The 24,604-nt window shown below is 59.2% G+C and carries 21 protein-coding genes; 10 read left to right on the forward strand and 11 right to left on the reverse strand.

What is annotated here, in order from left to right:
• Nucleotides 1–71 precede the first annotated feature (71 nt).
• From AC2I9W_RS05260 to AC2I9W_RS05280, 5 genes are read left to right on the forward strand one after another with little or no spacing between them, the layout of a single operon-like run.
• The gene (locus AC2I9W_RS05260) at nt 72–446 is read left to right on the forward strand and encodes a hypothetical protein (protein ID WP_486408972.1); all 375 of its coding nucleotides are present in this window, start codon (nt 72–74) and stop codon (nt 444–446) included.
• On the forward strand, nt 443–1,555 hold the full coding sequence (locus AC2I9W_RS05265) for a hemin-degrading factor (RefSeq protein WP_486408973.1): 1,113 nt from the start codon (nt 443–445) through the stop codon (nt 1,553–1,555). The genes AC2I9W_RS05260 and AC2I9W_RS05265 overlap by 4 nt, the downstream gene beginning before the upstream one ends.
• The gene (locus AC2I9W_RS05270) at nt 1,552–2,460 is read left to right on the forward strand and encodes a heme/hemin ABC transporter substrate-binding protein (RefSeq protein WP_486408974.1); all 909 of its coding nucleotides are present in this window, start codon (nt 1,552–1,554) and stop codon (nt 2,458–2,460) included. The genes AC2I9W_RS05265 and AC2I9W_RS05270 overlap by 4 nt, the downstream gene beginning before the upstream one ends.
• Nucleotide 2,461: 1 nt before the next feature.
• A complete protein-coding gene (locus AC2I9W_RS05275) occupies nt 2,462–3,577 on the forward strand; it encodes a FecCD family ABC transporter permease (RefSeq protein WP_486408975.1) in 1,116 nt (371 codons plus the stop codon).
• Nucleotides 3,574–4,389: a heme ABC transporter ATP-binding protein gene (locus AC2I9W_RS05280; protein WP_486408976.1), complete on the forward strand. Its 816-nt coding sequence runs from the start codon at nt 3,574–3,576 to the stop codon at nt 4,387–4,389. Before AC2I9W_RS05275 ends, AC2I9W_RS05280 begins: the two co-directional genes overlap by 4 nt.
• Before the next feature lie 223 nt (nt 4,390–4,612).
• Here AC2I9W_RS05280 and ppsR read toward each other — a convergent pair whose 3' ends face one another.
• Nucleotides 4,613–5,434: a posphoenolpyruvate synthetase regulatory kinase/phosphorylase PpsR gene (gene ppsR / locus AC2I9W_RS05285; protein ID WP_486408977.1), complete on the reverse strand. Its 822-nt coding sequence runs from the start codon at nt 5,432–5,434 to the stop codon at nt 4,613–4,615.
• Nucleotides 5,435–5,685: 251 nt separating this feature from the next.
• Between ppsR and ppsA the strand changes: the two genes are divergently transcribed.
• From ppsA to AC2I9W_RS05305, 4 genes are all read left to right on the forward strand, one after another.
• Nucleotides 5,686–8,076, forward strand: coding sequence for a phosphoenolpyruvate synthase (gene ppsA / locus AC2I9W_RS05290; RefSeq protein WP_486408978.1), 2,391 nt, complete (start codon nt 5,686–5,688; stop codon nt 8,074–8,076).
• A 14-nt stretch (nt 8,077–8,090) separates the two neighbouring features.
• On the forward strand, nt 8,091–8,489 hold the full coding sequence (locus AC2I9W_RS05295; protein WP_486408979.1) for a DUF4212 domain-containing protein: 399 nt from the start codon (nt 8,091–8,093) through the stop codon (nt 8,487–8,489).
• Nucleotides 8,482–10,596 carry a VC_2705 family sodium/solute symporter gene (locus AC2I9W_RS05300; RefSeq protein ID WP_486408980.1) on the forward strand — a complete coding sequence of 705 codons (2,115 nt, stop codon included), beginning with the start codon at nt 8,482–8,484 and terminating at the stop codon, nt 10,594–10,596. Before AC2I9W_RS05295 ends, AC2I9W_RS05300 begins: the two co-directional genes overlap by 8 nt.
• Nucleotides 10,597–10,784: 188 nt before the next feature.
• Nucleotides 10,785–11,300 (forward strand): hypothetical protein, encoded by a 516-nt coding sequence (locus AC2I9W_RS05305; RefSeq protein ID WP_486408981.1) that lies wholly within the window; start codon nt 10,785–10,787, stop codon nt 11,298–11,300.
• Between the two features lie 63 nt (nt 11,301–11,363).
• Here the strand turns inward: AC2I9W_RS05305 and AC2I9W_RS05310 are convergent, their stop codons facing one another.
• The 6 genes from AC2I9W_RS05310 to dnaG form a co-directional block, all read right to left on the reverse strand.
• Nucleotides 11,364–11,717, reverse strand: a complete 354-nt coding sequence (locus AC2I9W_RS05310) for an FKBP-type peptidyl-prolyl cis-trans isomerase (RefSeq protein ID WP_158390440.1) — start codon at nt 11,715–11,717, stop codon at nt 11,364–11,366.
• 130 nt (nt 11,718–11,847) lie between these two features.
• Nucleotides 11,848–12,153, reverse strand: coding sequence for a winged helix-turn-helix transcriptional regulator (locus tag AC2I9W_RS05315; protein ID WP_003057624.1), 306 nt, complete (start codon nt 12,151–12,153; stop codon nt 11,848–11,850).
• Nucleotides 12,154–12,524: 371 nt separating this feature from the next.
• Nucleotides 12,525–13,454 (reverse strand): ketopantoate reductase family protein, encoded by a 930-nt coding sequence (locus AC2I9W_RS05320; protein WP_486408982.1) that lies wholly within the window; start codon nt 13,452–13,454, stop codon nt 12,525–12,527.
• A gap of 21 nt (nt 13,455–13,475) precedes the next feature.
• Nucleotides 13,476–14,480, reverse strand: a complete 1,005-nt coding sequence (locus tag AC2I9W_RS05325; RefSeq protein WP_486408983.1) for a Bug family tripartite tricarboxylate transporter substrate binding protein — start codon at nt 14,478–14,480, stop codon at nt 13,476–13,478.
• A 148-nt stretch (nt 14,481–14,628) separates the two neighbouring features.
• A complete protein-coding gene (gene rpoD, locus AC2I9W_RS05330) occupies nt 14,629–17,073 on the reverse strand; it encodes an RNA polymerase sigma factor RpoD (protein WP_486408984.1) in 2,445 nt (814 codons plus the stop codon).
• A 275-nt stretch (nt 17,074–17,348) separates the two neighbouring features.
• Entirely contained in the window at nt 17,349–19,325 is a 1,977-nt protein-coding gene (dnaG, locus tag AC2I9W_RS05335) for a DNA primase (protein ID WP_486408985.1), read from the reverse strand.
• A 549-nt stretch (nt 19,326–19,874) separates the two neighbouring features.
• Between dnaG and AC2I9W_RS05340 the strand changes: the two genes are divergently transcribed.
• Nucleotides 19,875–21,497 (forward strand): acyl-CoA synthetase, encoded by a 1,623-nt coding sequence (locus tag AC2I9W_RS05340; RefSeq protein WP_486408986.1) that lies wholly within the window; start codon nt 19,875–19,877, stop codon nt 21,495–21,497.
• Between the two features lie 181 nt (nt 21,498–21,678).
• Here AC2I9W_RS05340 and AC2I9W_RS05345 read toward each other — a convergent pair whose 3' ends face one another.
• From AC2I9W_RS05345 to AC2I9W_RS05360, 4 genes are all read right to left on the reverse strand, one after another.
• On the reverse strand, nt 21,679–22,473 hold the full coding sequence (locus tag AC2I9W_RS05345) for a UDP-2,3-diacylglucosamine diphosphatase (protein WP_486408987.1): 795 nt from the start codon (nt 22,471–22,473) through the stop codon (nt 21,679–21,681).
• Between the two features lie 148 nt (nt 22,474–22,621).
• Nucleotides 22,622–23,149, reverse strand: coding sequence for a peptidylprolyl isomerase (locus AC2I9W_RS05350; RefSeq protein ID WP_486408988.1), 528 nt, complete (start codon nt 23,147–23,149; stop codon nt 22,622–22,624).
• A 73-nt stretch (nt 23,150–23,222) separates the two neighbouring features.
• A complete protein-coding gene (locus AC2I9W_RS05355; RefSeq protein ID WP_486408989.1) occupies nt 23,223–23,807 on the reverse strand; it encodes a peptidylprolyl isomerase in 585 nt (194 codons plus the stop codon).
• Nucleotides 23,808–23,954: 147 nt separating this feature from the next.
• Nucleotides 23,955–24,578, reverse strand: a complete 624-nt coding sequence (locus AC2I9W_RS05360; protein WP_486408990.1) for a tetratricopeptide repeat protein — start codon at nt 24,576–24,578, stop codon at nt 23,955–23,957.
• Nucleotides 24,579–24,604 lie beyond the last annotated feature (26 nt).

Genomic DNA, 24,604 nt, shown 5'->3' on the forward strand with positions numbered 1-24,604 from the left:
TTTTGTAGCTGACAGCGCTTGATAGATAAGCGCTAGAGGCTGTTTTGACTCAAAAACTGCGGGAGTGTGCCATGTCTGTTTATGAGAACTCCGCCAATGCCCAGAGCCATTCGGGCAGCCGCGATGAGGAATATCTGCTGACTGAAACCGAAGCCCAGCTGGCCACGGTGTTGGCACTGATGACCGGCTTCAGCCAAGGTTGCTGCGCGGCCCATCGCTCACCCATGGCCCAGCGTGTCTCAGATCAACTGACACGCATGGCTGAAGGGCTGGGAGGGGGCGAGCCTTCCGGTGACATGCGCCACTTTCTGCAAAAACTGGGACAGCGCTGGGCCACTGTGGCCCAGGTGCTGGCCCAACCCGAGCAGACGGTCTCCCCCAGTTTTGACGACGAATTTTCCCAACCACAACCGCACTGGCACAACAGCCCGGAGACCCTGCAATGAACGCCATCACATCCCCCGAAATTCAGACCCTGACTGCGGTGCAAATCCGTGAGCAGTTTGTGCAAAAGCGCGAGCAAGGCCTGCGTGCCAAGGACGCTGCCGAGGCGCTGAATTTGAGCGAAGGTGCCGTCATCGCCGCTCATGGTGGCGAGCATGAGCGCACGCTCAAAGCCGTGCCGCTGCGCACCGAATGGCTGGACATCCTCAAAGGCCTGGAGGCCTGCGGCACCGTGATGGCGCTGACACGCAACGAGTCCACCGTGCATGAAAAAGACGGCATCTACCAGAACCTGTCGGCGCAAGGCCCCGTGGGTCTGGCGCTAAGCCGCGAGATCGATCTGCGTCTGTTTTTCATGCAGTGGCATGCCGGTTTTGCCGTGACTGAAACGTCTGCCAACGGCAATGGCCCCGCAATGCACAGCCTGCAGTTCTATGACGCAGCGGGCCGCGCCGTGCACAAGGTGTTTGCGCGCGAGGCTACGAACATGGCTGCCTGGAATGCCTTGGTCGAGCGTTTTTCCGAGCCTGCCGCTGGCTTCGTGTTCCGCGAGCCCGCGCCCAAGCCCGCCATCAAGGCAGATGCCGAGATCGACGTGCCTGCGCTGACCCAGGCCTGGGCAGACATGAAGGACACGCACGAGTTCTTTGAGATGCTGCGCAAGTTTGGTGCCGAGCGCCAGCAGGCTTTCCGTCTGGTGCCTCAGTATTGCGAGCGCCTGAATGCAGATGCCATCACCCAGCTGCTGGGCGATGCGGCAGTGGATGGCGTGTCCATCATGGTGTTTGTGGGTAGCAGCGGCTGCATTCAAATTCACACTGGCCCGGTGTCCAACATTCAGCCCATGCATGGCAAGAACGGTGTTCGCTGGATCAATGTGCTGGACAAGGGCTTCAACCTGCATCTGCGCACCGACCTCATCGACAACGTCTGGGTGGTGCAAAAACCCACCAGTGACGGTGTGGTGACATCGGTCGAAGCCTTTGATGCAGAAGGCAACAACATGGCCATGTTCTTTGGCGAGCGCAAGCCCGGTCAGCCTGAGCTGCAAGGCTGGCGCGATCTGGTGGCAGGCCTGCCGCGCAAAGCTGGCGTGGCGGAGGCTGCATGAAAGCGGATCGCGTTGTTGGCACTTCTCGCATATCCAGGCGCCATGGTCTGCAGTGGCTGGGCGCAGCAGCGGCTGGCGCGGCCCTGCCGGGGCTGGTGCAGGCCAGTGCGGTCAATGAGCCAGTCGCAGCCCGGCGGCTGGTGTCACTCAGCGGTGCACTGACCGAGGTGGTCTATTTGCTCAATGCCCAGAACCTGCTGGTGGGTACAGATACCACCAGCTTGTTCCCCGAAGCGGCGCAGAAGACGGCCAAGGTCGGCTATGTGCGTCAGCTCTCTGCCGAAGGTCTGCTCTCGCTCAAGCCCGATGCGGTGATCGGCACCAGCGACGCGGGCCCGCCCGTGGTGCTGGATCAGATCCGCCAGGCCGGCGTGCGTGTGGCTCTGGTCAAGGCCCAGCACAACTGGGCCGAGGTGCAGGAAAAAATCAAGGTTGTGGGTCGTGAGACCGGTCGCACAGCCGAGGCCAGCAAGCTGCTGACCCAGCTGGATGAGCAATGGGCGGGCGTGCAGGCGCAGGTGGCCAAGGCCCAGCGCAAGCCGCGGGTGCTGTTTGTGCTGGCGCACAGCGGCAGCCCGCAGGTGGCGGGCAAGGGCACGGCAGCCCATGCGCTGATGGAATATGCGGGCTGCGTCAATGCCATAGACCAGTTTGACGGCTATAAGCCGCTGACGGCCGAGGCCATGGCCAGTGCTGCGCCCGAGGTCATCATCAGCACCACACAAGGCATTGAAGCCCTGGGCGGCGAGGCTGCTTTCTGGAAGCGGCCCGAGCTGGCGCTGACGCCCGCCTTTGCCAAAAAAGCGCTGGTGACGCTGGAGGCCAGCCATCTGCTGGGCTTTGGCCCACGCCTGCCCAGCGCCGTGCAGGCCTTGCACATGCGCAGCTTGCAGTGGGGGGCCTGAGATGAGCAGTGTGGCGGTCAAGCCAGCAGCTTTGGTCATGCCTGCAGCACCCTCGCGCTGGCGCACGCCATCCGGCAGGCTGAGTCGCAGTGCCACGCTGACGCTGGGTCTGGCGCTGGTGCTGCTGGCCATGCTCTGGGGCGCGGCCAGCGGTGCCTATGCAATTGCACCGGCGCAGTTGCCCGGCATTGTATGGGACGGTGTGCGCAGCCTGTTCGGCAGTGATGTGCAAGGCGGCCCCGAGCATCTGGTGTTCCTCAATATCCGTCTGCCGCGCCTGCTGATGGGCGTGGCTGCAGGTGCCGGGCTGGGGTTGGCAGGGGCGTTGATGCAAGGCCTGTTTCGCAACCCGCTGGCCGACCCCGGCCTGATTGGTGTGAGTAGCGGCGCAGCGCTGGCCGCAGGCATCACCATTGTGCTGGGTGGCATGTATCTACCTTGGCTGCCGCGTCATCTGGGTAGCTGGGCGCTGGTGGCCATGGCGTTTGGCGGTGGCCTGGCCGTGACGGCCGTGGTCTATGTACTGGGTCAGGTCCAAGGCACGACCCGCATTGGCCTGATGCTGCTGGCCGGCATTGCCATCAATGCACTGGCAGGGGCGGGGCTGGGATTTTTGAGCTTTATTTCTACCGACGAGCAGCTGCGCAATCTGCAGATGTGGTTGCTGGGCAGCCTGGGTGCATCGCGCTGGAGTGCGGTGGGGCTGGTGTCCGCCGCAGTGGCGCTCAGCACGCTGGCTGCACTGGTGCTGGCAAGGCCTTTGAACGCGATTTCGCTGGGCGAGGCTCAGGCCAACTTGCTGGGTGTGGCGGTGGAGAAAACCAAGCGCCGCGCCGTGATGGTGGCGGCACTGGCCGTGGGGGCCGTGACGGCAACCACGGGCATCATCGGCTTTATCGGGCTGGTCGCACCGCACTGGGTGCGGCTGATGGCCGGGCCCGATCATCGTGTGGTGCTGCCGGGCTCGACCTTGCTGGGCGCTGCCTTGGTGGTCAGTGCCGATGCCGTGGCTCGCACCATTGCCAAGCCGGCCGAGCTGCCGCTGGGCGTGCTGACCGCATTCATTGGCGTGCCGTTATTTCTGGCCATGCTGCGCCAGTTCAGGAGCAAGGTATGAAGCCCGAATCTCTGCTGGAGTGCCGCGACCTAGGCGTTGGCGTTGTCAAAGGTCCGCGTCTGGCCAATGTACAGGTCAAGATTCCTGCTGGCCGTTTCACGGCCATCCTCGGGCCTAACGGCGCGGGTAAATCCACCTTGATGTCCATACTGGTGGGAGAGCGCCCACCGCAGTGCGGCCAAGTGTTGCTGGATGGTGTGGAGCTAAATCGCCATGCGCCGCAGACGCTGGCCATGCGGCGGGCCGTCATGCCCCAAGACTGCAGCGTGGCCTTTGACTTCACGGCGCAGGAGGTGCTGGAGCTGGGACGCTACCCTCACCGTCAGCACGCTGGCGCGCAGGAGCCGCAGATTGTGCGCAGTGCCATGGAGCTGACGGGTGTTGATCACCTGGCCCAGCGCAGCATCAACACCCTGTCGGGCGGCGAGCGCGCGAGGGCCCATCTATCCAGAGCGCTGGCACAGATCTGGCAATCCCCGGAAGATGGCTCGGCGCGCTGGCTGCTGCTGGACGAGCCCACCGCTGCGCTGGATCTGGCCCATCAGCACCATGCCATGCGTCTGCTGCGCCAGTGGGCCAGCGAGCGGGGCGTGGGCGTGGTGGCTGTGATTCATGACCTGAACCTGGCACTGCGCTATGCCGACGATGTGCTGGTTCTGGGCGGTGATGCAGGAGTTCACCACGGTGCGGTTCTGGAGGTACTGCAACCCGAGTTGGTGCGCAAGGTCTGGGGCATGCAGTGCGACCCAGTACGCAGCAGTGACGGCGCGCTGCAATATATTTTTGTAGCAGACACCGCTCAGGCTGCCTGATATTTCAGTAGTTTTTTATTTGAATCTGAAGCAAATCAAGCGAAGGGTGCTTCAGATTAATGAGCGACCGATAAGCATCACTCGTAATCTTTAAAACTGGCACCGCCCAACCCAGAGCAGCCGAGCAAGAGCCGCCTCGCGGCGATGGCTGCGTCCCCCTCCCGCATTGCGAAGCAAAGCGAGAGAGGGGGAAGGCACGCAGTGCCTCAGGGGGTGACCCTATTTAATGTCCCAAATGCTGAGGCAGAACTTCCTGCAAGATGGTGGTGGCAATCTCTTCAATGGATTTGGTGGTGCTCGACAGCCACTCGATGCCGCTTCTGCGCATCATGGCCTCGGCCTCGGCCACTTCGTAGCGGCAGTTCTGCAGGCTGGCGTATTTCGAGTCGGGGCGGCGCTCGCTGCGAATGGCGGACAGGCGGGCCGGGTCGATCGTCAGGCCAAACAGCTTGGAGCGAAACGGCATGAGCGCGGGCGGCAGCTGCTTGCGGTCGAAGTCCTCGGGAATTAGCGGGTAGTTGGCCACCTTGAGGCCGAATTGCATGGCCAGATACAGGCTGGTAGGTGTCTTGCCCGAGCGGCTCACGCCCACCAGAATCACATCGGCGCCCGTTAGATCGGTATTGGTTTGTCCGTCATCATGGGCCAGCGTGTAGTTGATGGCCTCCATGCGCTCCAGATATTCCTTGCTTTCGCTGATGTCGGCAAAGCGCCCCACGCGATGCAGCGACTTCTGACCCAGCTCCACCTCCAGTGGGCGCACAAAGGTGCCGAACATGTCAAACAGCTTGCCTCTGCAGTTGGCCTCGAGAAACTCCAGCATCTCCTGGTTCACCAGCGTGGTGAAGATGATGGGCTTCTTTTTTTCCACGTCAGCAACATGGTTGATCTGACGAACGGCCTGATGCACCTTGTCCATGGAGTCCACAAAGGGCACGCGAATGATGCGCGGGGTGCTCTCGAACTGGGCCATGATGGCTGTGCCAAAGGTCTCTGCCGTGATGCCTGTGCCGTCGGAAATAACAAAAATCGTGTGGGTATGCATGGTGCGTGCCGTAATTGAAGTGGGGCTCGGGTGGGCAATGCCATGTCCCGGACTCTGAATCTGGTTTGAACTGCGCGAGGCCCGCTGGCTCCGCCTACAATGGCGCCCATTATTCCCAAATTCCAGCCCATGCTCGTTGACGGTCGACATCCAGAACAGCAAAGCACTGCATTCGCGCAGCATGGACTCGCGTGCCCTGGCCATTCAGCCTAGCGCCGCCTGCGTACCGGTTTTTAACTTTGGAGCCTCCCATGTCTAACCGTTTCGAAGCGACCGCTTTGGTCATTCCTTTCGAACAATTGCGTATGAGCGACGTCGAAGTCGTTGGCGGTAAAAACGCCTCGCTCGGCGAGATGATCTCGCAGCTGCCCCAGGGCGTGCGCGTGCCTACCGGCTTTGCCACGACGGCCCACGCCTTCCGCGAATTCCTGGCCTATGAAGGTCTGGCTGGCAAGATTTCCGCCAAGCTGGCTGCTCTGGATGTGGACGATGTCCGCGCTTTGGCTGCAGTGGGTGCTGAAATCCGTGCCATGGTGGAAAACCAGCCTTTCCCTGCCGAACTGGAAAAGGCCATCCGTGAAGAATTTGCCCGTCTGCAAGGCGGCAATGACCAAGCTTCTTTTGCCGTGCGCTCTTCTGCCACAGCAGAAGACCTGCCCGATGCATCGTTTGCCGGTCAGCAAGAGACTTTCCTGAACGTGGTGGGCATTGAAGATGTGCTGCACAAGATGAAGGAAGTGTTCGCGTCGCTTTACAACGACCGCGCCATCTCCTACCGCGTGCACAAGGGCTTCGAGCACGACGTGGTGGCTCTGTCCGCAGGCGTGCAGCGCATGGTGCGCTCCGACAAGGGTGCTGCTGGCGTGATGTTCACCATCGACACCGAGTCCGGCTTTGAAGAAGTGGTCTTCATCACTTCCAGCTATGGCTTGGGTGAGACCGTGGTGCAAGGTGCCGTGAACCCCGACGAGTTCTATGTGCACAAGCCCATGCTCAAGGCTGGCAACAAGGCGCTGATCCGCCGCAATCTGGGCTCCAAGCTGATCCAGATGATCTTCGCTACGCCCGAAGAAAAGGCAGCCGATGGCCAGCTGGTCAAGACCGTGGACGTGGCACACGAGCTGCGTAACCGCTACTCCCTGACCGACGAAGAAGTGCAGCAACTGGCGCATTACGCTCTGGTGATCGAAGAGCACTACGGCCGCCCCATGGACATCGAATGGGGCAAGGACGGCACGGACGGTCAGCTCTACATCCTGCAGGCTCGTCCCGAGACCGTGAAGAGCCAGGCCAAGGGCCAGGCAGAGCTGCGCTACAAGCTCAAGGGCACAGGCACCGTGCTGGCCGAAGGCCGTGCCATTGGCCAGAAGATTGGTACCGGCCCGGTGCGACTGGTGTCCGACATCTCGCAGATGGATCAGGTGCAAGCTGGCGACGTGCTGGTAACCGACATGACCGACCCCAACTGGGAACCCGTCATGAAGAAGGCTTCGGCCATCGTCACCAACCGTGGTGGTCGTACCTGCCACGCGGCCATCATTGCGCGTGAACTGGGCATTCCTGCGGTCGTGGGCTGCGGCAATGCGACCGATCTGCTCAAGGCCGAGACCCTGGTGACCGTGTCCTGTGCCGAAGGCGATACCGGCAAGATCTATGACGGCCTGATCGAGACCGAAGTGACAGAAGTCACTCGTGGCGAGATGCCCGCCATCCCCACCAAGATCATGATGAACGTGGGCAACCCCCAGCTGGCTTTTGATTTTGCCCAGCTGCCCAACGAAGGTGTGGGTCTGGCCCGTCTGGAATTCATCATCAACAACAACATCGGCGTGCACCCCAAGGCCATCCTGGACTACCCCGCTGTTGATGCTGACCTGAAGAAGGCCGTGGAATCCGTGGCCCGTGGCCATGCTTCCCCCCGTGCTTTCTACGTGGACAAGGTGACTGAAGGCGTGGCAACCATTGCCGCCGCTTTCTGGCCCAAGCCCGTGATCGTGCGCATGTCGGACTTCAAGTCCAACGAATACCGCAAGCTGATCGGCGGCAGCCGTTATGAGCCCGAGGAAGAGAACCCCATGCTGGGCTTCCGCGGCGCTGCGCGCTACATCTCGGCCGAGTTTGGTGAAGCCTTCAAGATGGAATGCGAAGCCCTGCACCGCGTGCGCGAGGACATGGGCCTGACCAACGTCAAGATCATGATCCCCTTCGTGCGTACGCTGGGACAGGCCAAGCGCGTCACAGAGCTGCTGGCTGAAAACGGCCTCAAGCGCGGCGAGAACGGCCTGCAGCTGATCATGATGTGCGAAGTGCCTTCCAACGCCATTCTGGCTGACGAGTTCCTTGAGTACTTCGACGGCTTCTCCGTGGGCTCCAACGACTTGACCCAGCTGACACTGGGTCTGGACCGTGACTCCGGTCTGGAGCTGCTGGCTGCCGACTTCGACGAGCGCGATCCTGCTGTGAAGAAGATGCTCAGCCGCGCCATCAAGGCTTGCCGCGACCAGAACAAGTACGTGGGCATCTGTGGTCAGGGCCCTTCGGACCACCCCGACTTCGCCAAGTGGCTGGCTGACGAAGGTATCTCGTCCATCTCCCTGAATCCTGACAGCGTGGTCGCCACCTGGCAGAAGCTGGCTGAATAAGCCCAGGCATCGCCATGCAGACGCATCAAGCGCCTGAGCATGACGATGCGGCATCCTTGGCCTGTGCCCAGGCCTGGGATGCGTCCGGCAATCCGGTTGAGGTGAGCTTTCCACCGGACTTGCACGACAGACACCACCTGAGACTCAAGGCTTTGCTGCTGACGGTCTGGGTGGTGTTTTCATTTGGTACCAGCTACTTTGCCCGCGATATTCAGGCCTTGGTGCCGGGCTGGCCTGCTGCCTACTGGATGGCTGCCCAAGGGGCGGTCCTGATGTTTCTGCTCATCATCGTGATCTATTGTGTGGCCATGGATTACTTTGAACGTCAGCAGTTGCGCTCCGGCTCTCGTACAGAGAAAGCGGACTGCGCTTTCCCTCAAGCCTCTTCTCCTACTGACGACTCTCATGCCTGAGCGGCCTGCACTGAGTCGCGCCTATCACTGGCGACTGCATCGCATTCTGTTTCTCTATGTGCTGGGAGTGGCTGGCTTTATTGCTGCCATGCTTTGGGCCGAAGGGCATGGACTGTCGCGGCACTGGATAGGCCCGATCTTTCTGTTTTCCACCGTGATGGTGTATGCGGCCATTGGTGTGTATTCACGCACCAGTAACGCCGAGGAATACTTTGTCGCCGGGCGGCGCATTCCGCCGTTCTACAACGGCATGGCGGCAGCGGCCGACTGGATGAGCGCGGCCTCCTTCATCAGCCTGTCCGGGGCGTTGTACCTGCAGGGTTTCTCGGGTTCTGGCACGCAGCCGGGCGGGCTGGCTTATGTGCTGGGCTGGACTGGGGGCTTCTGCCTGGTGGGTATGTTGATTGCCCCCTATCTGAGGGCCATGAATCTCTACACCGTGCCGGATTTTTTTCAGGCCCGGTTTGGTGGTCGCTGGCCGCGCATCATTGCGGCGCTGGCAGCTATTACCTGTTCGTTCACCTATGTGGTCGCACAAATCTACGGTGTGGGCCTGATTGCTGCACGGCTGACAGGGGTGCAATTCGAGATAGGCATCATGCTGGGCCTGGGGGGGGTGCTGCTGTGCTCGTTTCTGGGGGGTATGCGGGCAATCACCTGGACGCAGGTGGCCCAGTATGTGGTGATCTTGCTGGCTTTTATGTTGCCGGTCTCCTGGCTGGCCTATAAGCAGTTGGGAACGCCTTGGGCGCAAGCTACCTATACCCAGCAGCTGGGAAAAATCGCGCAGATGGAGCAGCGCCTGCTGGCGTCAGAGGCGGAGCAGTCAGTGATCGAAGCCTATCGCACCCGTGCCCAGGTGCTGCAGACCAAGCTGCGGGATGTGCCCAATGTGCTGGCCGCGGAGCGCCAGGCGTTGAGTGAGCATATCCGTGAGCTACGAACCAGCAGCGGCAATATCGGCGCGATCATGGCGGCCAGCCGCGAGCTGGCGGCCATGCCCAAGGATGAGGACGCAGCGCGCGAACTATGGACGCGCGAGCTGCGCGAAGCCTATGAGAGGGCCAAGCCATTGGGAGGCATGCCACTGCAAAGCCAGCCTTTTGCCGGTGATCCGCATGGCACGCCTGAGGAGCAGAAGATCTATGAAGAAAGTCGGCGCAACTTTCTGGCGCTGATGTTCTGTCTGATGGTGGGAACCGCAGGCCTGCCTCACTTGCTCACGCGTTATTACACGGCTCCTACGGTTTCTGCTGCCCGTAGTTCGGTTGGGTGGACTCTGTTCTTTATCGGCTTGCTGTACCTGGGGGCGCCTGCACTGGCCGTTCTTGTCAAGTACGAGGTTATGAGCAATCTGGTTGGAGTATCTTTTGATGCCTTGCCTAACTGGATTGCCCAATGGTCGAGAGTCGATGCATCGTTGCTGGCGGTGGAGGATATCAACGGCGATGGCATTTTGCAGTTTGGCGAAATCCGCATGGGAGCCGACCTCATCATGCTGGTCACGCCGGAGCTGGGCGGAATGCCTTATGTGGTATCCGGGCTTGTTGCCGCTGGGGGGCTGGCTGCGGCACTGTCTACCGCTGATGGTCTGCTGCTGACCATTAGCAATGCGCTGGTGCGAGACCTGTATTTTCAGGAGCGACAGAGGCTGGATGTTGGGCGTTCACGCAAACGCCGAACCTCTCCCGAGCAGCGCGTGATTCTCTCCAAATTCGCGTTGTTGCTGGTGGCCTTGTCGGCCGCCTTTGTGGCGGCTCGCCGCTCATCGGACATCTTGCCCATGGTGTCGGCCTCGTTTTCCTTGGCTGCATCTGCTTTTGTGCCAGCCATGGTAATGGGCATTTTCTGGCGTGGAACCACGCGCAACGGAGCGGTCGCCGGAATGCTGGCCGGCTTGGCAGTGACGGTTTACTACATGGCCGCCCATGTGGAGGGGCTGCAAGGCGCTTTGCCATCCGTGTTGCGCGGAGAGGCTTTGTGGTGGGGCATACAGCCTACCTCTGCGGGTGTGTTTGGGGTGCCGTTGGGCTTTGCGGTGACCTTGCTGGTCAGCTGGGTGGAGCGGCAGCGAGCACAGCGCGTGCAAAGCTTGAATATTCTCTGAATTGATAGCTACTAGCGCTTTCAGGAGTAGGGCTTGAGGTCGTTTTTGATGAATAAATCTTCATGTCTTGACTGCATGCAAGCAAGGTCTGTATTTGCAGGAAAACCCGCTTTTCACTGCTGCACTTAGCTGCCACCCTGCATCTCTCAAACAAATCCATGCACAACAGCTAAGGAGAGGTGGGGCGAATGCATTTGGTCAAAACACCCGAAGGTCAACTGGCTTTCAAGGAGCGCCATGCGGATCTCAGCCAGCGCTTGCGCTCGGCATTCTTATTGTTCGATGGCAGCCGCAGTCTGGCGCAGGTGCTGGAGGCGACCTCGGCACTGGGTGTGAGCAAGGAAGATATTCTGGCGCTGGTCAGCAAAGGCTGGCTGGCAGCGCGAGAGACTTCGGCGCCGGGTAAGACGGAGCTGAGAGAAGCTTCTGCAGAGGCGCCGGTTGGTGACCCAGTGGCTGTACCCGCGCTGGCGCCTGCAAATGCGGCACCAGAAGGCTTGCGCCTGCGCTACCAGAAGGCTTATCCGGTGGCCGTGTCGATTACCGGTGCGCTGGGTCTCAAGGGATTTCGCCTGAACCTGGCGGTAGAGGCTGCCATGGGCTACGAGCAACTGGTGGAGCTTGCTCCGCGCATTCGTGAGGCGGCGGGTGATAAGGCTTATGGCCCATTGCGCAAGGCGTTGTTCGAGACGGAAGAGCTGTAGTTTGTGATAGCTGAAAAATAAAAAAGCGGCTTCGATGAGCCGCTTTTTTGTTGGGGTGATGGCTTACAGGGCCAGCAGTTCCACGTCGAACTTCAAAGTTGCGTTGGGTGGAATCACACCGCCAGCGCCGCGGGCGCCATAGCCCAGCTCGGCAGGGATCAGCAGGGTACGCTGACCGCCCACCTTCATGCCTTGTACGCCTTCGTCCCAGCCCTTGATGACCATGCCGGCGCCCAGGGGGAAGACGAAGGGATCGTTGCGATCCTTGCTGGAGTCGAACTTGGCGCCTTGCACGCCATTGTTGTAGAGCCAGCCGGTGTAATGAACGGTCACGTTTTGGCCGGCCTTGGCTTCGGCGCCTTCGCCCACGACGGTGTCTTCGTATTGCAGGCCAGAGGCAGTGGTGTTGAATGCCATGATGGATTTCCTTTCAGCACAGGGCAAAAAAAGGCGATGGAAAAAGGGCCAGCCAAGCACGCTTGGGGCCCTCGGATGATAGGTGTGTGCTGGGCCGCGAGCCGTCTTCTGGCCGCAACAGCAGCAAGGTTTATTTCTTGGCGCGCGCTGCAACCCAGCGGTTGGCAAAGGCTTGCACGTCCGACAGGCGCTTGAGCAGATCCTGCCCAGTCAGAGTAACGGTGTAGCCATCACTGCCATGCTCAAGCAGACCACACTCGCGCAGCTCCTTGATACGGGTGTTCAGGGTGTTGGGCGTGATGCCGCCCACGCTGTCTTGCAGCAGGCGGAAGGTCTGGGGATGGCCATCTCGCAAAGCCCACAGCACGCGCAGCGCATAGCGGCATTCGAGCTTCTCGAACAGCTGGTTGATGGCGGCGTTTTCTTTGGAGCTCATGGACGCTTCTCCTTGCGCAATGATGTTGTCGAGCGGGGCGCACTAGGCGCTTTCGGTGCCGTGTCCGATGGACTATAGCGGCTAATTTATTTTGCTACAAGTTTAGTAGCTTCAAATCTTCCACTGCAACGCCTTGAAGTGATAAACGTCTCAAACAGCGCGCAAGTGTTGCAGGTCAGCCACGAATCACTGTTATAGAGGGTGTTGCTTCAGGGTTTATAGCAGTAGGGGAGTGCTGGGTACTGTCTAAGCAGTACTGGGGCAACGCTTGCCGGCAATGTTAGCGCTGGCTTAAATGATTTTTCAATGAAAAATGGCTCTAGCGATTGACTGATCAGTGTAGGTAGCTATGAAAATCATAGTCATGCCTTTTAGACTGCGGCTTGCTTGAGCTGTACCAGCACCTGAAGCAGGCGGTTGCTTGGCGTGGGAATGTTCAGCGCTTGGCCTCTTCGCACCACATAGCCGTTGAGGTGATCGATTTCTGTGGGCTTGCCACGGGCCAGGTCCTGAGCGGTGGATGAGAGCTGCTCAGGCATGGTGTGTGCAATAGCGGCGATGGCCTCATCCACGGCAGCAGGAAGCTGCACACCGTCGGCTGCGGCCACGGCCTTGCATTCGGCCATGATGTCTTGCATGACGGCTGGCACATCGTGCTGCGCTACCAGCCAGCCATAGGGCTGTTGCGTGAGGGCGGAGAGTGCGTTGTAGACGCAGTTGATGATGAGCTTTTGCCAAAGCGAGGCCTGTACCCCGTCCGAGACCTGGGTGGGAATTCGAGCCGCACTGAATTGGTCGGCGATGACATTGCTCAATGCAGAAGGGGCAATCACCAGCTCACCGCGACCGAAGTGACGTACATGCCCTGGGCCTGCCATGGCGGTGGCGACATAGACAACAGCTGCGGCGACCGGCTGGGAGCCAAGTACCTGGCGAAGCCTTTGGTCATTGTCTACACCGTTTTGAAGACTGAGAACCAGGGTGTGGGGCTCGAGGTGAGGCTTGATTTGTGCTGCCGCTGTTTGCGTGTCAGTGGATTTCACGCAGAACAAAACCACATCCGCGCCTTTGACCGCATCGGCAGAGGTGCTGGCGCAAATAGGAATCAGCAGCTCCTCTGTGGCAGTTTGCAATCGCAGGCCCTGCTGCTGAATGAGCTGCACATGCGCGGAGCGACCAATCAAGGTGACGGAATGACCGGCTTGCGCCAAAAGCGCCCCGAAGTAGCAACCCACAGATCCCGCTCCCATGACGGCGATGGACAAGAGGCGTTGCTGCGGCGATGGATGATTCGAGGGCATGGACATCTCCTGTGTGGGTTATCAGTTCTTGAGCTTGAGCATATAGGCCATGAGCTGGGCGGTAGAAGTTTCTACCTCCATAAACTCCAGCAGGGATTTGCCAGTCAGCCAGGAGGAGCTCCAGTGATTGCTGCTCAGGCTGCTTTTCCAGCTTTCATGACTGCTTGCATGCTGGATAGCGGCAAGCAGTTGCTGGCTGCGAGCCGGAGGCAGTTTTTTGCCGGTAAACACTGCTCGCCAGTTGGACATTTCGGCATCCACACCTTGCTCTCTCATGGAGGCAATGCCAAACATGGTCCGGCGCGATGAAACGCCCAGGGCGCGCAGCTTTCCGGCTTGCAGTGCCTCTCTGAATTCGCTGTAGCCAGAAATGCCGACCTGAACCTGCTTTTGCAGCAAGGCCTGCAGAACATCGTTGCCGCCAGGGAAAGGCTTGTATTGCAACTGCTCGGCACTGGCTTTGGACAAGCGTGCCAGCATGCCAGCATACATATGGTCCACGCCGCCTGCTGAGCCACCTGCAACGGCCATGCTGGGCAGGTTTTCGCGCATGGCCTGCATCAATGCCTTGGGGGTGGTGATGGAGGAGTCTGTTGGCACGGCAACGACGAGATAGTCGCTGGTCAGGCGTGCCAGTGCTTGTACCTGGTTCAATGCATCAGAGGTCTTGTTCAAAGCCAGGGCTCCGACCATGACCATGCCACCGATCAGCAGGCAATCGGGGTTGCTGTCATAGCGTTTGCTGTATTCCGCCAAGCCTATGGTGCCCCCTTTGCCGCCAATATTTTCATAGATGACGGTGTCTACCATGCCGCTGGCGATTAGCGCAGCGCCCAGAGCGCGACCGGTCTGATCCCAGCCTCCACCAGGATTTGCAGGGATGACGATGCGCAACTGCGCGCCCAGGCGCTGGGGGGCGTTGGCCCATGCGGTCAACGGCGATATGGCACTGCCTGCTAGCAGGGCGCTGGTGGCGCTTAGCCACTGGCGGCGTGATGGGGCGTGGAAGCGGTGAGTTGTTCTCATGGTTTGTCTCCGTTGTTGTCTGTGTTGTATGGCTTTGGGTGCAAGCAAAGGCTTGCTGACCTGAGATGCATACGAAAAAGCCCCGACCTAGGGCAGGTCGGGGCTTTGATACGTATGAAGTCGGTGAGCCGACTTCAGAGGGCAGACTTTACAGCGAGTCGATGAAGCTGCGCAGTTTGTCCGAGCGCGAAGGGTGCTTGAGCTTGCGCAGCGCCTTGGCTTCGATCTGGCGGATACGCTCGCGTGTCACGTCGAACTGCTTGCCCACTTCTTCCAGCGTGTGGTCGGTGGACATTTCAATGCCGAAGCGCATGCGCAGCACCTTGGCTTCGCGAGGTGTCAGACCATCGAGGATGTCCTTGACCACGTCGCGCAGGCCGGCTTGCATGGCGGCATCGATAGGCGCCGTGTTGTTGCCGTCCTCGATGAAGTCGCCCAGGTGGGAGTCGTCATCATCACCGATGGGGGTTTCCATCGAGATAGGCTCCTTGGCGATCTTCATAATCTTGCGGATCTTGTCCTCGGGGATCTCCATCTTCGCCGCCAGGATGGACGCATCGGGCTCGAAACCAAACTCTTGCAAGTGCTGGCGTGAGATGCGGTTCATCTTGTTGATGGTCTCGATCATGTGCACAGGGATGCGAATCGTACGGGCCTGGTCAGCGATGGAGCGCGTGATGGCCTGACGAATCCACCAAGTGGCATAGGTCGAGAACTTGTAGCCGCGGCGGTATTCGAACTTGTCCACGGCCTTCATCAGGCCGATGTTGCCTTCCTGGATCAGGTCGAGGAACTGCAGGCCACGGTTGGTGTACTTCTTGGCGATGGAGATCACGAGACGCAGGTTGGCCTCGATCATTTCCTTCTTGGCGTCGCGGCTGGCGCGCTCGCCATTGTTCATGCGCTTGTTGATGAGTTTGAGTTCGTCCAGCGGCACTACGACGCGCGACTGCAGGTCGATCAGATTCTGCTGCAGCTCCTGCACGGGAGGAATGTTGCGCTCCAGCACTGCACTGTAGGGCTTGCCTGCGTTGGCATGCTTGATGACCCAGTCCAGGTTCAGCAGGTTGGGGGGGAAGTCCTTGATGAACTGCTCTTGGGGCATGCCGCACTTGTCGACAATGATCTTGCGAAGCTCGCGTTCCTTCTTGCGCACGTCATCGACCTGGGCACGCACCAAGTCGCAAAGCTTCTCAATGGTCTTGGCCGTGAAGCGGATGGTCATCAACTCTTCGGTGATGGTCTTCTGGATCTTCATGTATGCGTCGGTGCCGTAGCCTTCCTTGTCATACACCTTGTGCATTTTCTCGAAGTGGCTGCGCATGGAGTCAAAGCGGCTCAGGGCCTCGTTCTTCAACTCTTCGAGCTTCTTGGTCAGTGCCTTGGAGCCGCCCTTGCCGTCGTCGTCGTCTTCTTCGTCGTATTCGTCGAAGTCTTCTTCGGCCACATAGTCGTCGTTTTCGTTGGCATTGACGAAGCCATCCACCACGGTGGTGATGACAACCTTGCCTTCACGAATTTCCTCGGCCATGTTGAGGATTTCTGCGATGGTGGCTGGCGAAGCCGAGATGGCTTCCATCATGTCCATCAGGCCGCCTTCGATGCGCTTAGCGATTTCAATTTCGCCTTCACGCGTCAGCAGCTCGACCGTACCCATTTCACGCATGTACATGCGAACGGGGTCGGTAGTACGGCCGAACTCGGAATCCACGGTGGACAGAGCCGCTTCGGCTTCTTCTTCCGCTTCTTCTTCGGTGGTTGCCGACTGTCCGGTGTTGTTCAGCAGCAGGGTTTCCGCATCGGGAGTCTGCTCGTACACGGCCACGCCCATGTCGTTCAACATGGAGATCACGACTTCCAGCGTTTCGGCATCGACCAGCTTGTCGGGCAGGTGGTCGTTGATTTCGGCGTGAGTCAGGTAGCCGCGAGTCTTGCCCAGCTTGATCAGCATCTTCAGACGCTGACGGCGGGTGTTCATTTCTTCTTCGGTCAGGACGGTTTCGTCCAGGCCGAATTCCTTCATCAAGGCGCGTTCCTTCGCCTTGCTGATCTTCATGCGCAGAGGCTTGACCTTTTCTGCAGGAGCTGCAGAAGCTTCAGTCGTTGTTTCCTCTTCAACTTCGCCTTCCAGATCGCTGTCGATATCCGACAGGTCTGCATCATCCATGTCCTCGCTGGCTTCCTTGGCCTTGGGCTTGCGGCCACGCTTGGCAGGAGCCTTGTCGGCACTGGCACTGGCTGCAGGTGCTTTGGCAGCGGCGGTCTTTTTAGCGGCAGGAGCTTTTTTGGCAACTGTCTTTTTGGCAGCAGGTGCAGCAGCGGTGTCGTCGTCTTCTGCTGCTTTTTTGCGACCGCGCTTGGGGGCAGCTTGTGCCAACAGTGCGTCGGCCATGGCTTTGAGTTCGGCTTGTGACTTGGTAACCACGGTGGTGTCTTTCTTGGCTTCGGCCGCAGTCGCGGCACTCTTCTTCGCCGCAGGCTTGCTTGTGCTGGCCTTTTTGGGCTCTGCTGCGGAAGTGGAAGTTTTAGAGGTCTTGGGCTTTGCGGAAGCTTCGGGGGCCTGCTTGGACTTCACGGACTTTGAAACGGGCATGAACACCTCTCACGGTACGAACACACACAAACACACAAAGGAAAGCGGAAAATGCAAACAAACGCCACACATGCTGGCGCGAGAACAGGCTCAGCCCATTCGGGGGAGTACGAAGGCTCCCTGGCAAGATGTTGGGGCGATCATTTGGTATGCAATCCTTGCGAATATTGGGCCATGCAGTTGCTGCCATCACGTGATTTCTTCACGGGGCCCGGGTCGGAGGTGTTGCTGTCGCTCTTGCCGATATGCCTTAAATTATACCTTTTTCTGAGATGTCAAGAGGCTGAGCTGATAATAATGGATAAATTTTTTCGCCTCTGCTGGAATTCAATGTATCGCCTTGCAGCAGTTGGGTCTGAAGCTATCTCTTTGAGAGCGTTTGCTTCTTCTCGTTTGAGATGATCGACCAGAATCAGGTTCAACGTGCCGCGCAGTTCCTTGCGCAACTCATCCACTTCGCCTTCCGGATTGGCGTGAGCGCCGTTCATCAGTTTGTTGGCTAGGGCTGCGCAAGGAGTGCTTTGCAATTGCTCGCGCAAAACAGCCCAGGAGCGAGGTCCCGACTCGGTGAACTGTGCTTCCAGCCAGCGAAACAATGGCGCATGGCTCTGGTTGCAGCGAGCCAAGGCATCGAAGTCCTCATGGGTCATTTCTTCCATGAACTCCATATGGCACATCAGCAGGCGCGCAGCTTGATCTTCGCGGCTGACTGGTGTGGGGCGTGGGCCTCGTTGCGGCGCACTCCAGTCATCTCCCTTTTTGCCCCAGGGCTTGCGAGGGCGGCCAGTCTCGCGGCGCCCACTCCACCCGCCTCCTGTGCTTGATAGCTGGTAGGCGGGCGTGCTGGACTCGCTCCATTCGGGAGGGCTGTCCCAGCTGGGTGGTACATCCCAGTCAGGGGGCTGACTCCCAGCAGAGGCAGCAGCTCGGCGTGCCATAGGGGCTGTGCGTGCGGCTTCCTGGGCCCAGATGTCTGAGAGGTCGCGAGGCTCTAGCTGTGCCAGGGCGGCAATCTCGGACAGCAGCTGTCGCTTGAGGGCGCCATCGGGCAGCAGCGACCACAGAGGTCTGGCATTGCTGGCCATGTGGGCACGGCCTTCAGCCTGCCCAAGGTCGCAGCCTTCGCTGGCCGACTCGATGAGAAAGCGGCTCAGTGGCGTGGCGTCGCCCACATAGCGAGAGAATGCTTCGGGTCCGAACTCGCGGATAAAGCTGTCCGGGTCATGCTCGGATGGCAGAAACAGAAACTTGATGGAGCGAGTGTCTGTCGCAAAGGGCAGTGCGGCATCGAGCGCCTTGCGCGCTGCACGTCGGCCAGCACCATCGCCGTCGAAGCTGAAGACTACCGATTCGGTAAAACGAAACAGCTTTTGCACATGCTCGGGAGTGCAGGCCGTTCCTAATGTGGCAACGGCATTGGCAAAGCCCAACTGGGCCAGGGCCACCACGTCCATATAGCCTTCGGTGACCAGGGCATAGCCCATGTCGCGCAGAGATTGCCGGGCCTCATACAGGCCATAAAGCTCGCGTCCCTTGTGGAACACAGGGGTTTCCGGGGAGTTCAGGTACTTGGGCTTTTCATCGCCAAATACGCGCCCGCCAAAGCCTATGCATTCGCCTTTGACATTGCGAATGGGAAACATCAGTCGATCGCGGAATCGGTCGTATCTGCGACTGTCCTCCTCACCCACAATGACCAGCCCGCACTCTTCGAGTTGAGGGCTGTCATATTCAGCAAAGACGCTGGCCAGACCATGCCAGCCGGGTGGAGCGTAGCCGAGCCCGAAGCGTTTGGAGATCTCGCCGGAGACGCCGCGCTTTTTCAGGTACTCAATCGCCTTGGGCGCGCCCTTGAGCTGCTTGCGATAGGACTCGCCTGCCTTTTCCAGCAGGTCGCTCAGGGTTTCGGCCTTTTGCTTTTGCTGGGCCTGGCGCTGGCGCTCGGCAGGGCTGATGTCGTCTTGCGGCACTTGCAGGCCGCATTGGTTGGCAAGCTCCTGCACGGCCTCGACAAAGCCCATGCCGGCGTGCTCCATCAGAAAACCGATGGCATTGCCGTTCTTGCCGCAGCCAAAGCAGTGAAAGAACTGCTTGCTGGGGCTGACGGTGAAGGAGGGCGACTTCTCGCTGTGAAACGGGCACAGGCCCATGAAATTGGCGCCGCCCTTTTTGAGCTGCACATAGCGCCCCACGATATCGACCACGTCGACGCGGGAGAGCAACTCTTGAATGAATGATTGGGGAATGGCCACCGCTGTATTTTGCCCTTGTCGGCAATGTCTGATGCGAGGCTGGGAATCTGGTAAAGGCAAAAAAAAGCCTGCACCAACGGTGCAGGCTTAGGTCTCCTGATGCCTGGGTCATAGCCAGGCTCTCCTCTAAAACGTCTCCTCCGCCACACAGTCTTGAAGTTGAACCTGGCTCCGTGCGGGGATGGATGCCGGTTTGATCTGTGCTTGTGCACCCGTCAGAACCTCAAGACATGACGGCATTCTAAAAGCGATTCGGAGACTTGGCGATTGATGTGTCAGATAAATAATGTCTTATAGATGACTTGCATGTTTTGCCTGATTCTTCGTCACGGGTGATGGTTTTTGATTTTGTTTATGTGTTTGATTTTTAATTGATTTATTGGATTTCAGAAGATGTTGAAAATACTGTTCTGATAATAGTCACTCTATTTTGTCAGGTTATTGGGCAACGGAAAGGGGCTGGGTCGGCGCATAAAACAAGCCTGCGTGGCACTCGGTTGTAAGTTTGGCGTGGCGAATACTGGGTTACAAAACGCTCAGGAGACCAATATGACAAGTGCTTTCGATCTGAACCTCGCCCCCAATACCGCCAACTACGCCGCGCTGACGCCTTTGAGCTTTATTGCGCGCACGGCAGAGGTTTATCCCGAGCGTCTGGCCATTGTTCATGGCGATCTGCGCCAGAGCTGGGGCCAGACCTATGCGCGTTGCCGTCAACTAGCCAGCAGCCTGCAAAAAATCGGCATTGGCAAGAATGACACCGTGGCCGTGATGCTGCCCAATACGCCGCCCATGGTGGAGGCGCACTTTGGCGTGCCCATGGCGGGTGCGGTGCTCAACACGCTCAACACCCGGCTGGATGCCGAGACACTGGCCTTCATGCTGGACCACGGCGAAGCCAAGGCCTTGATCGTTGACCCTGAATTTGTGGGCGTGATGGCCAAGGCGCTCAAGCTGCGCCAAGCCACGCACCCCATTCATGTGATCCAGGTGGAGGACGCTGTTTATGGCCCAGCCGCCGAGCAGATTGGCGATACCGATTACGAAAGCTTTGTGGCCCAGGGCGATGCCGGTTTTGACTGGCAGTTGCCCGGCAACGAATGGGATGCGATTGCGCTGAACTACACCAGCGGCACCACGGGCAACCCCAAGGGCGTTGTCTACCACCACCGCGGCGCGCACAACAATGCCATCAGCAATGTGCTTGAGTGGGACATGCCCAAGCATGCCGTCTATCTGTGGACGCTGCCCATGTTCCATTGCAATGGCTGGTGCTTCCCCTGGACGGTGGCAGCGCGTGCAGCGGTGAACGTCTGCCTGCGCCGAGTGGATGCGCAGGCCATTCTGGACGCGATTCGCAACCATGGAGTGACCCACTACTGCGGCGCCCCCATCGTGCACAGCCTGCTGGTAAACGCGCCAGCTGCGATGAAAGAGGGCGTGCCCGCAGGCGTCAAGGCCATGGTAGCGGGCGCTGCACCACCGGCGTCGATGATTGAAGGCATGGAGGCCATGGGCTTTGACATCACCCATGTCTATGGCCTGACGGAAACCTATGGGCCCGCTACGGTCTGCGCCAAGCATGAGAGCTGGAATGAACTCGACATTGGCGAGCGTGCGCGTCTGAACTCGCGCCAGGGTGTGCGCTACCACCTGCAGCGCTCTGCAGCCGTGCTCGACCCCGAAACCATGGAGCCCGTGCCGCACGATGGCCAGACCATGGGCGAGATCATGTTCCAGGGCAATATCGCCATGAAGGGCTACCTGAAGAATCCTGCAGCAACGGATGAAGCCTTCCGTGGCGGCTGGTTCCACAGCGGCGACCTGGCCGTGCAGCACCCCGATGGCTATATCCAGATCAAGGACCGCAGCAAGGACATCATCATCTCGGGTGGCGAGAACATTTCCTCCATCGAGGTGGAGGACGTGCTGTATCGCCACCCAGCGGTTATGGCGGCAGCCGTGGTGGCCAAGCCCGACCCCAAATGGGGCGAAACACCTTGCGCCTTTATCGAGCTGAAAGCCGGAGCAGAGACGACGGCCAAAGACATCATTGCCCACTGCAAAAAACATCTGGCCGGCTACAAGGTGCCGCGCCATGTGGTGTTTGGTGAGCTGCCCAAGACCAGCACCGGCAAGATTCAGAAGTTTGAGCTGCGCAAGCAGGTGTGAGTTAAAGCCTTACTGAACTGAAAACTGAAAAAGCCCGAATCAGCAATGGCTCGGGCTTTTCTATTTTGATAGCTGCTTGCGCAAGCTATTCATTGAATTTGGAATGATTGATATCTGAAATCTATGAATAACAAGCGCAAGCAGCTTCGAAACTCATAGCACTTATAAGCAGCGGCTCGAATCAGACTTGCTCCATAGGCAGGCGCTGCCAGCCTTCAGGCGTTACACGCAGCACTTCGGCGCGATGTGTATCGGTATCGATGTGCCAGTCGCTGAGCACAATGCGCCACTGGTCGTTACCTAAAGCGTGGTCGGCAGGCTGATGTGTATGACCATGAACCAGCCAGGGCGCTTGCGCGGCCTGCATCCAGGTGGCGGTCATTTGTGCGTCGGCGTCGGCATAGGGCACGCCGCTTTGTTTGCGCTGCTCACTTTCGCTGCGGGCCGACTTGCCAATGGCGCGGCGCACGTCCAGCGGCTGGGCTAGCAATTGCTGTTGCCAGGCGGCAGATCGTGACATAGCGCGAAACTGCTGGTATTCCACATCATCCAGGCACAGCGCATCGCCATGGCTGAGCAAGATGTTGGGGCCGGCCCAGTGCAGCACGGTGGGGTCGGCCAGACCCGTCATGCCGCTGCGGCGCAGAAATTCATTGCCCGCCAGAAAGTCGCGATTGCCGACCATGAAGAACAGAGGGCGCTTTTGTGCCGCTTCGCGCAGCACCGCAGCACATTCGGCTTCAAAGCTGCCGGGTTCGTCCAGCGCATCGTCACCCACCCACACTTCAAACAGATCGCCCAGCATAAAAATGGCGTGAGCCTGGCTGCGCTGCAGATAGTCGCGCCAGGCCTGCACGGTTTGCGGCTCCGAAGGCTGCAGATGCAGATCGGAGATGAAATCGAACATGCGCCAGTCGGGCACAGCCTGCAGCTGAGCCACCACGGGTGGAGTGGTTCGGGGATCTGAACTCGACATGGACTCAGTCATTTAAAAAGTGCGCAGCCTTAAAAACAATAACGGCCTCACGCAGGGACGGCAAGCAAGGGCCGCCCCGCAGCGAGGCCGTCGTCCCCCTCCGCGAAGCAGAGAGGGGGGAAGGCGCGTAGCGCCTCAGGGGGAGCGATTAGATCGCCACAGCCTTGTCGATCACCACGGCGTCAAAAGGAACGTCATCGTGGAAGCCCTTGCGAGTGGTGCGCACGGCCTTGATGGCGTCCACCACTTCAGCGCCTTTGACCACCTTGCCGAACACGGCGTAGCCCCAGCCTTGGCCGGTGGGGGCAGTGTGGTTCAGGAAGCTGTTGTCCACCGTGTTGATGAAGAACTGAGCCGTAGCGCTGTGAGGATCGCTGGTGCGAGCCATGGCGATGGTGTACTTGTCGTTCTTCAGGCCGTTCTTGGCTTCGTTCTCGATAGGAGCGTCGGTGTCCTTTTGCTTCATGTCGGCTGCAAAGCCGCCGCCCTGGATCATGAAATTCTTGATCACGCGGTGAAAGATCGTGCCGTTGTAGAAGCCCTTGTTCACGTAGTTCAGGAAGTTCTCGGTGGACTTGGGTGCGTTCACGGCGTCCAGTTCCAGGGTGATCACGCCTTGCGTTGCGGTGTCAGCCACGTTGATGGTCACGTGCAGTTCGACTTGGGGATTGCTCATGTCTGTACTTTCTTGAGGATTGAGAGGGAGAGGCTGGCGCTGATCGTCAACGTTCAGCGCAGTCCTTGTGGGTTTATTTGACTTCGGTGGCTGAGAGGATTGTCACCGGCGTCGTGGGCACATTCTGGTGCATACCGCGGTTGCCTGTGGCAACAGCGCGAATTTTGTCCACCACGTCCATGCCTTTGATGACCTTGCCGAACACAGCGTAGCCGTGGCCGTCAGGCTTGGGGGCATTGAGCATATCGTTGTTCACCACATTGATGAAGAACTGCGAGGTGGCCGAATTTGGGTTGCCGGTACGCGCCATGGCGATCGTGCCGCGGTCGTTCTTGAGGCCGTTGCTGGCTTCCAGAGGAATAGGCGCGCGAGTGGGCTTCTCGCTCATATTGGCATCCATGCCGCCGCCCTGAATCATGAAGCCGTCGATGACGCGGTGAAATACGGTGCCGTCATAGTGCTTGTCGCGCACATATTGCAGGAAGTTGGCTGCGCTCTTGGGAGCCTTGGCGTCGTTGAGCTCAATCACAATGTCGCCCATGCTGGTCTTGAGCTGCACCCTGGATTGCGCCTGCGCCAGACCTGGAGCCGCAAAAACTGAAGCGGTCAGCGCAATGGCAAAGAGGGATTGAAGAACGTTTCGTCGAAAATTCAGCATGGTGTCTTCCTAGGAGTGGCAGCCGGCAGTTGCTATTGGCCTGAGGCTTCAAAACCTGTCATGAGAGAACTTGGGCGCTTGCTGGATTTTGCAAGCGCGTCGGGTTGCCGCAAGGCTTGTGCTGGCAGTAAATATACGCCCCGCTTGTTATGGCGAGGTAGGCGCTGCTTCAGGCTCGGCGGCAGCAGGAGAAGTATCGGGCTCCGGGCTGGGGGCCGAATCAGGTGTGACGGCCGTGGATGAAAGGGAGGTGGCTGGCTGCAGCATTTCTTTGAGCTGCTTGAGCTTGGGATTCAGGTTGGCAGGGCGTCCGCCCTTGGATAGAGATTGCGCATAAGACTGATAGGCCAGACGCGCATAAATATCACCCAGGTTTTCGTGCGCAATGGCGTAGCTCGGGTTGTTGCGCACAGCGCCTTCAAGCGCGGAACGGGCACGGTCTAGGTCACCTTGGCGGGCGTAAATCACGGCCAGGTTGTTGTAGGGCTCGGGCAGCTCTGGGTATTCCTCGATCAACTGGCGCAAAGCGGCGATGGCCTCTTCAGTTTTTTCATCATTGATCAGAGCAATGGCGCGCAAGAAGCGCATTTGCGGATCACGTGCGTTCTTTGCCAGATAGGTGTCGGCTTTTTCCAGTGCTTGCTGTGTCTTGCCAGTCTTGAGCAACTGAGAAACGTCCTTGTAATCGTCGGCGTAGGCACTACCGGCAGTGAGCAAAACCGTCAGGGCGGCTGCACGGGCTGCGGTAATAAACAAGTTGCGTACAGGCATGTAGGTGCTTTCATTGCGCCGCAAGA

The sequence above is a fragment of the Comamonas sp. FUJ_7 genome (assembly GCF_057369555.1).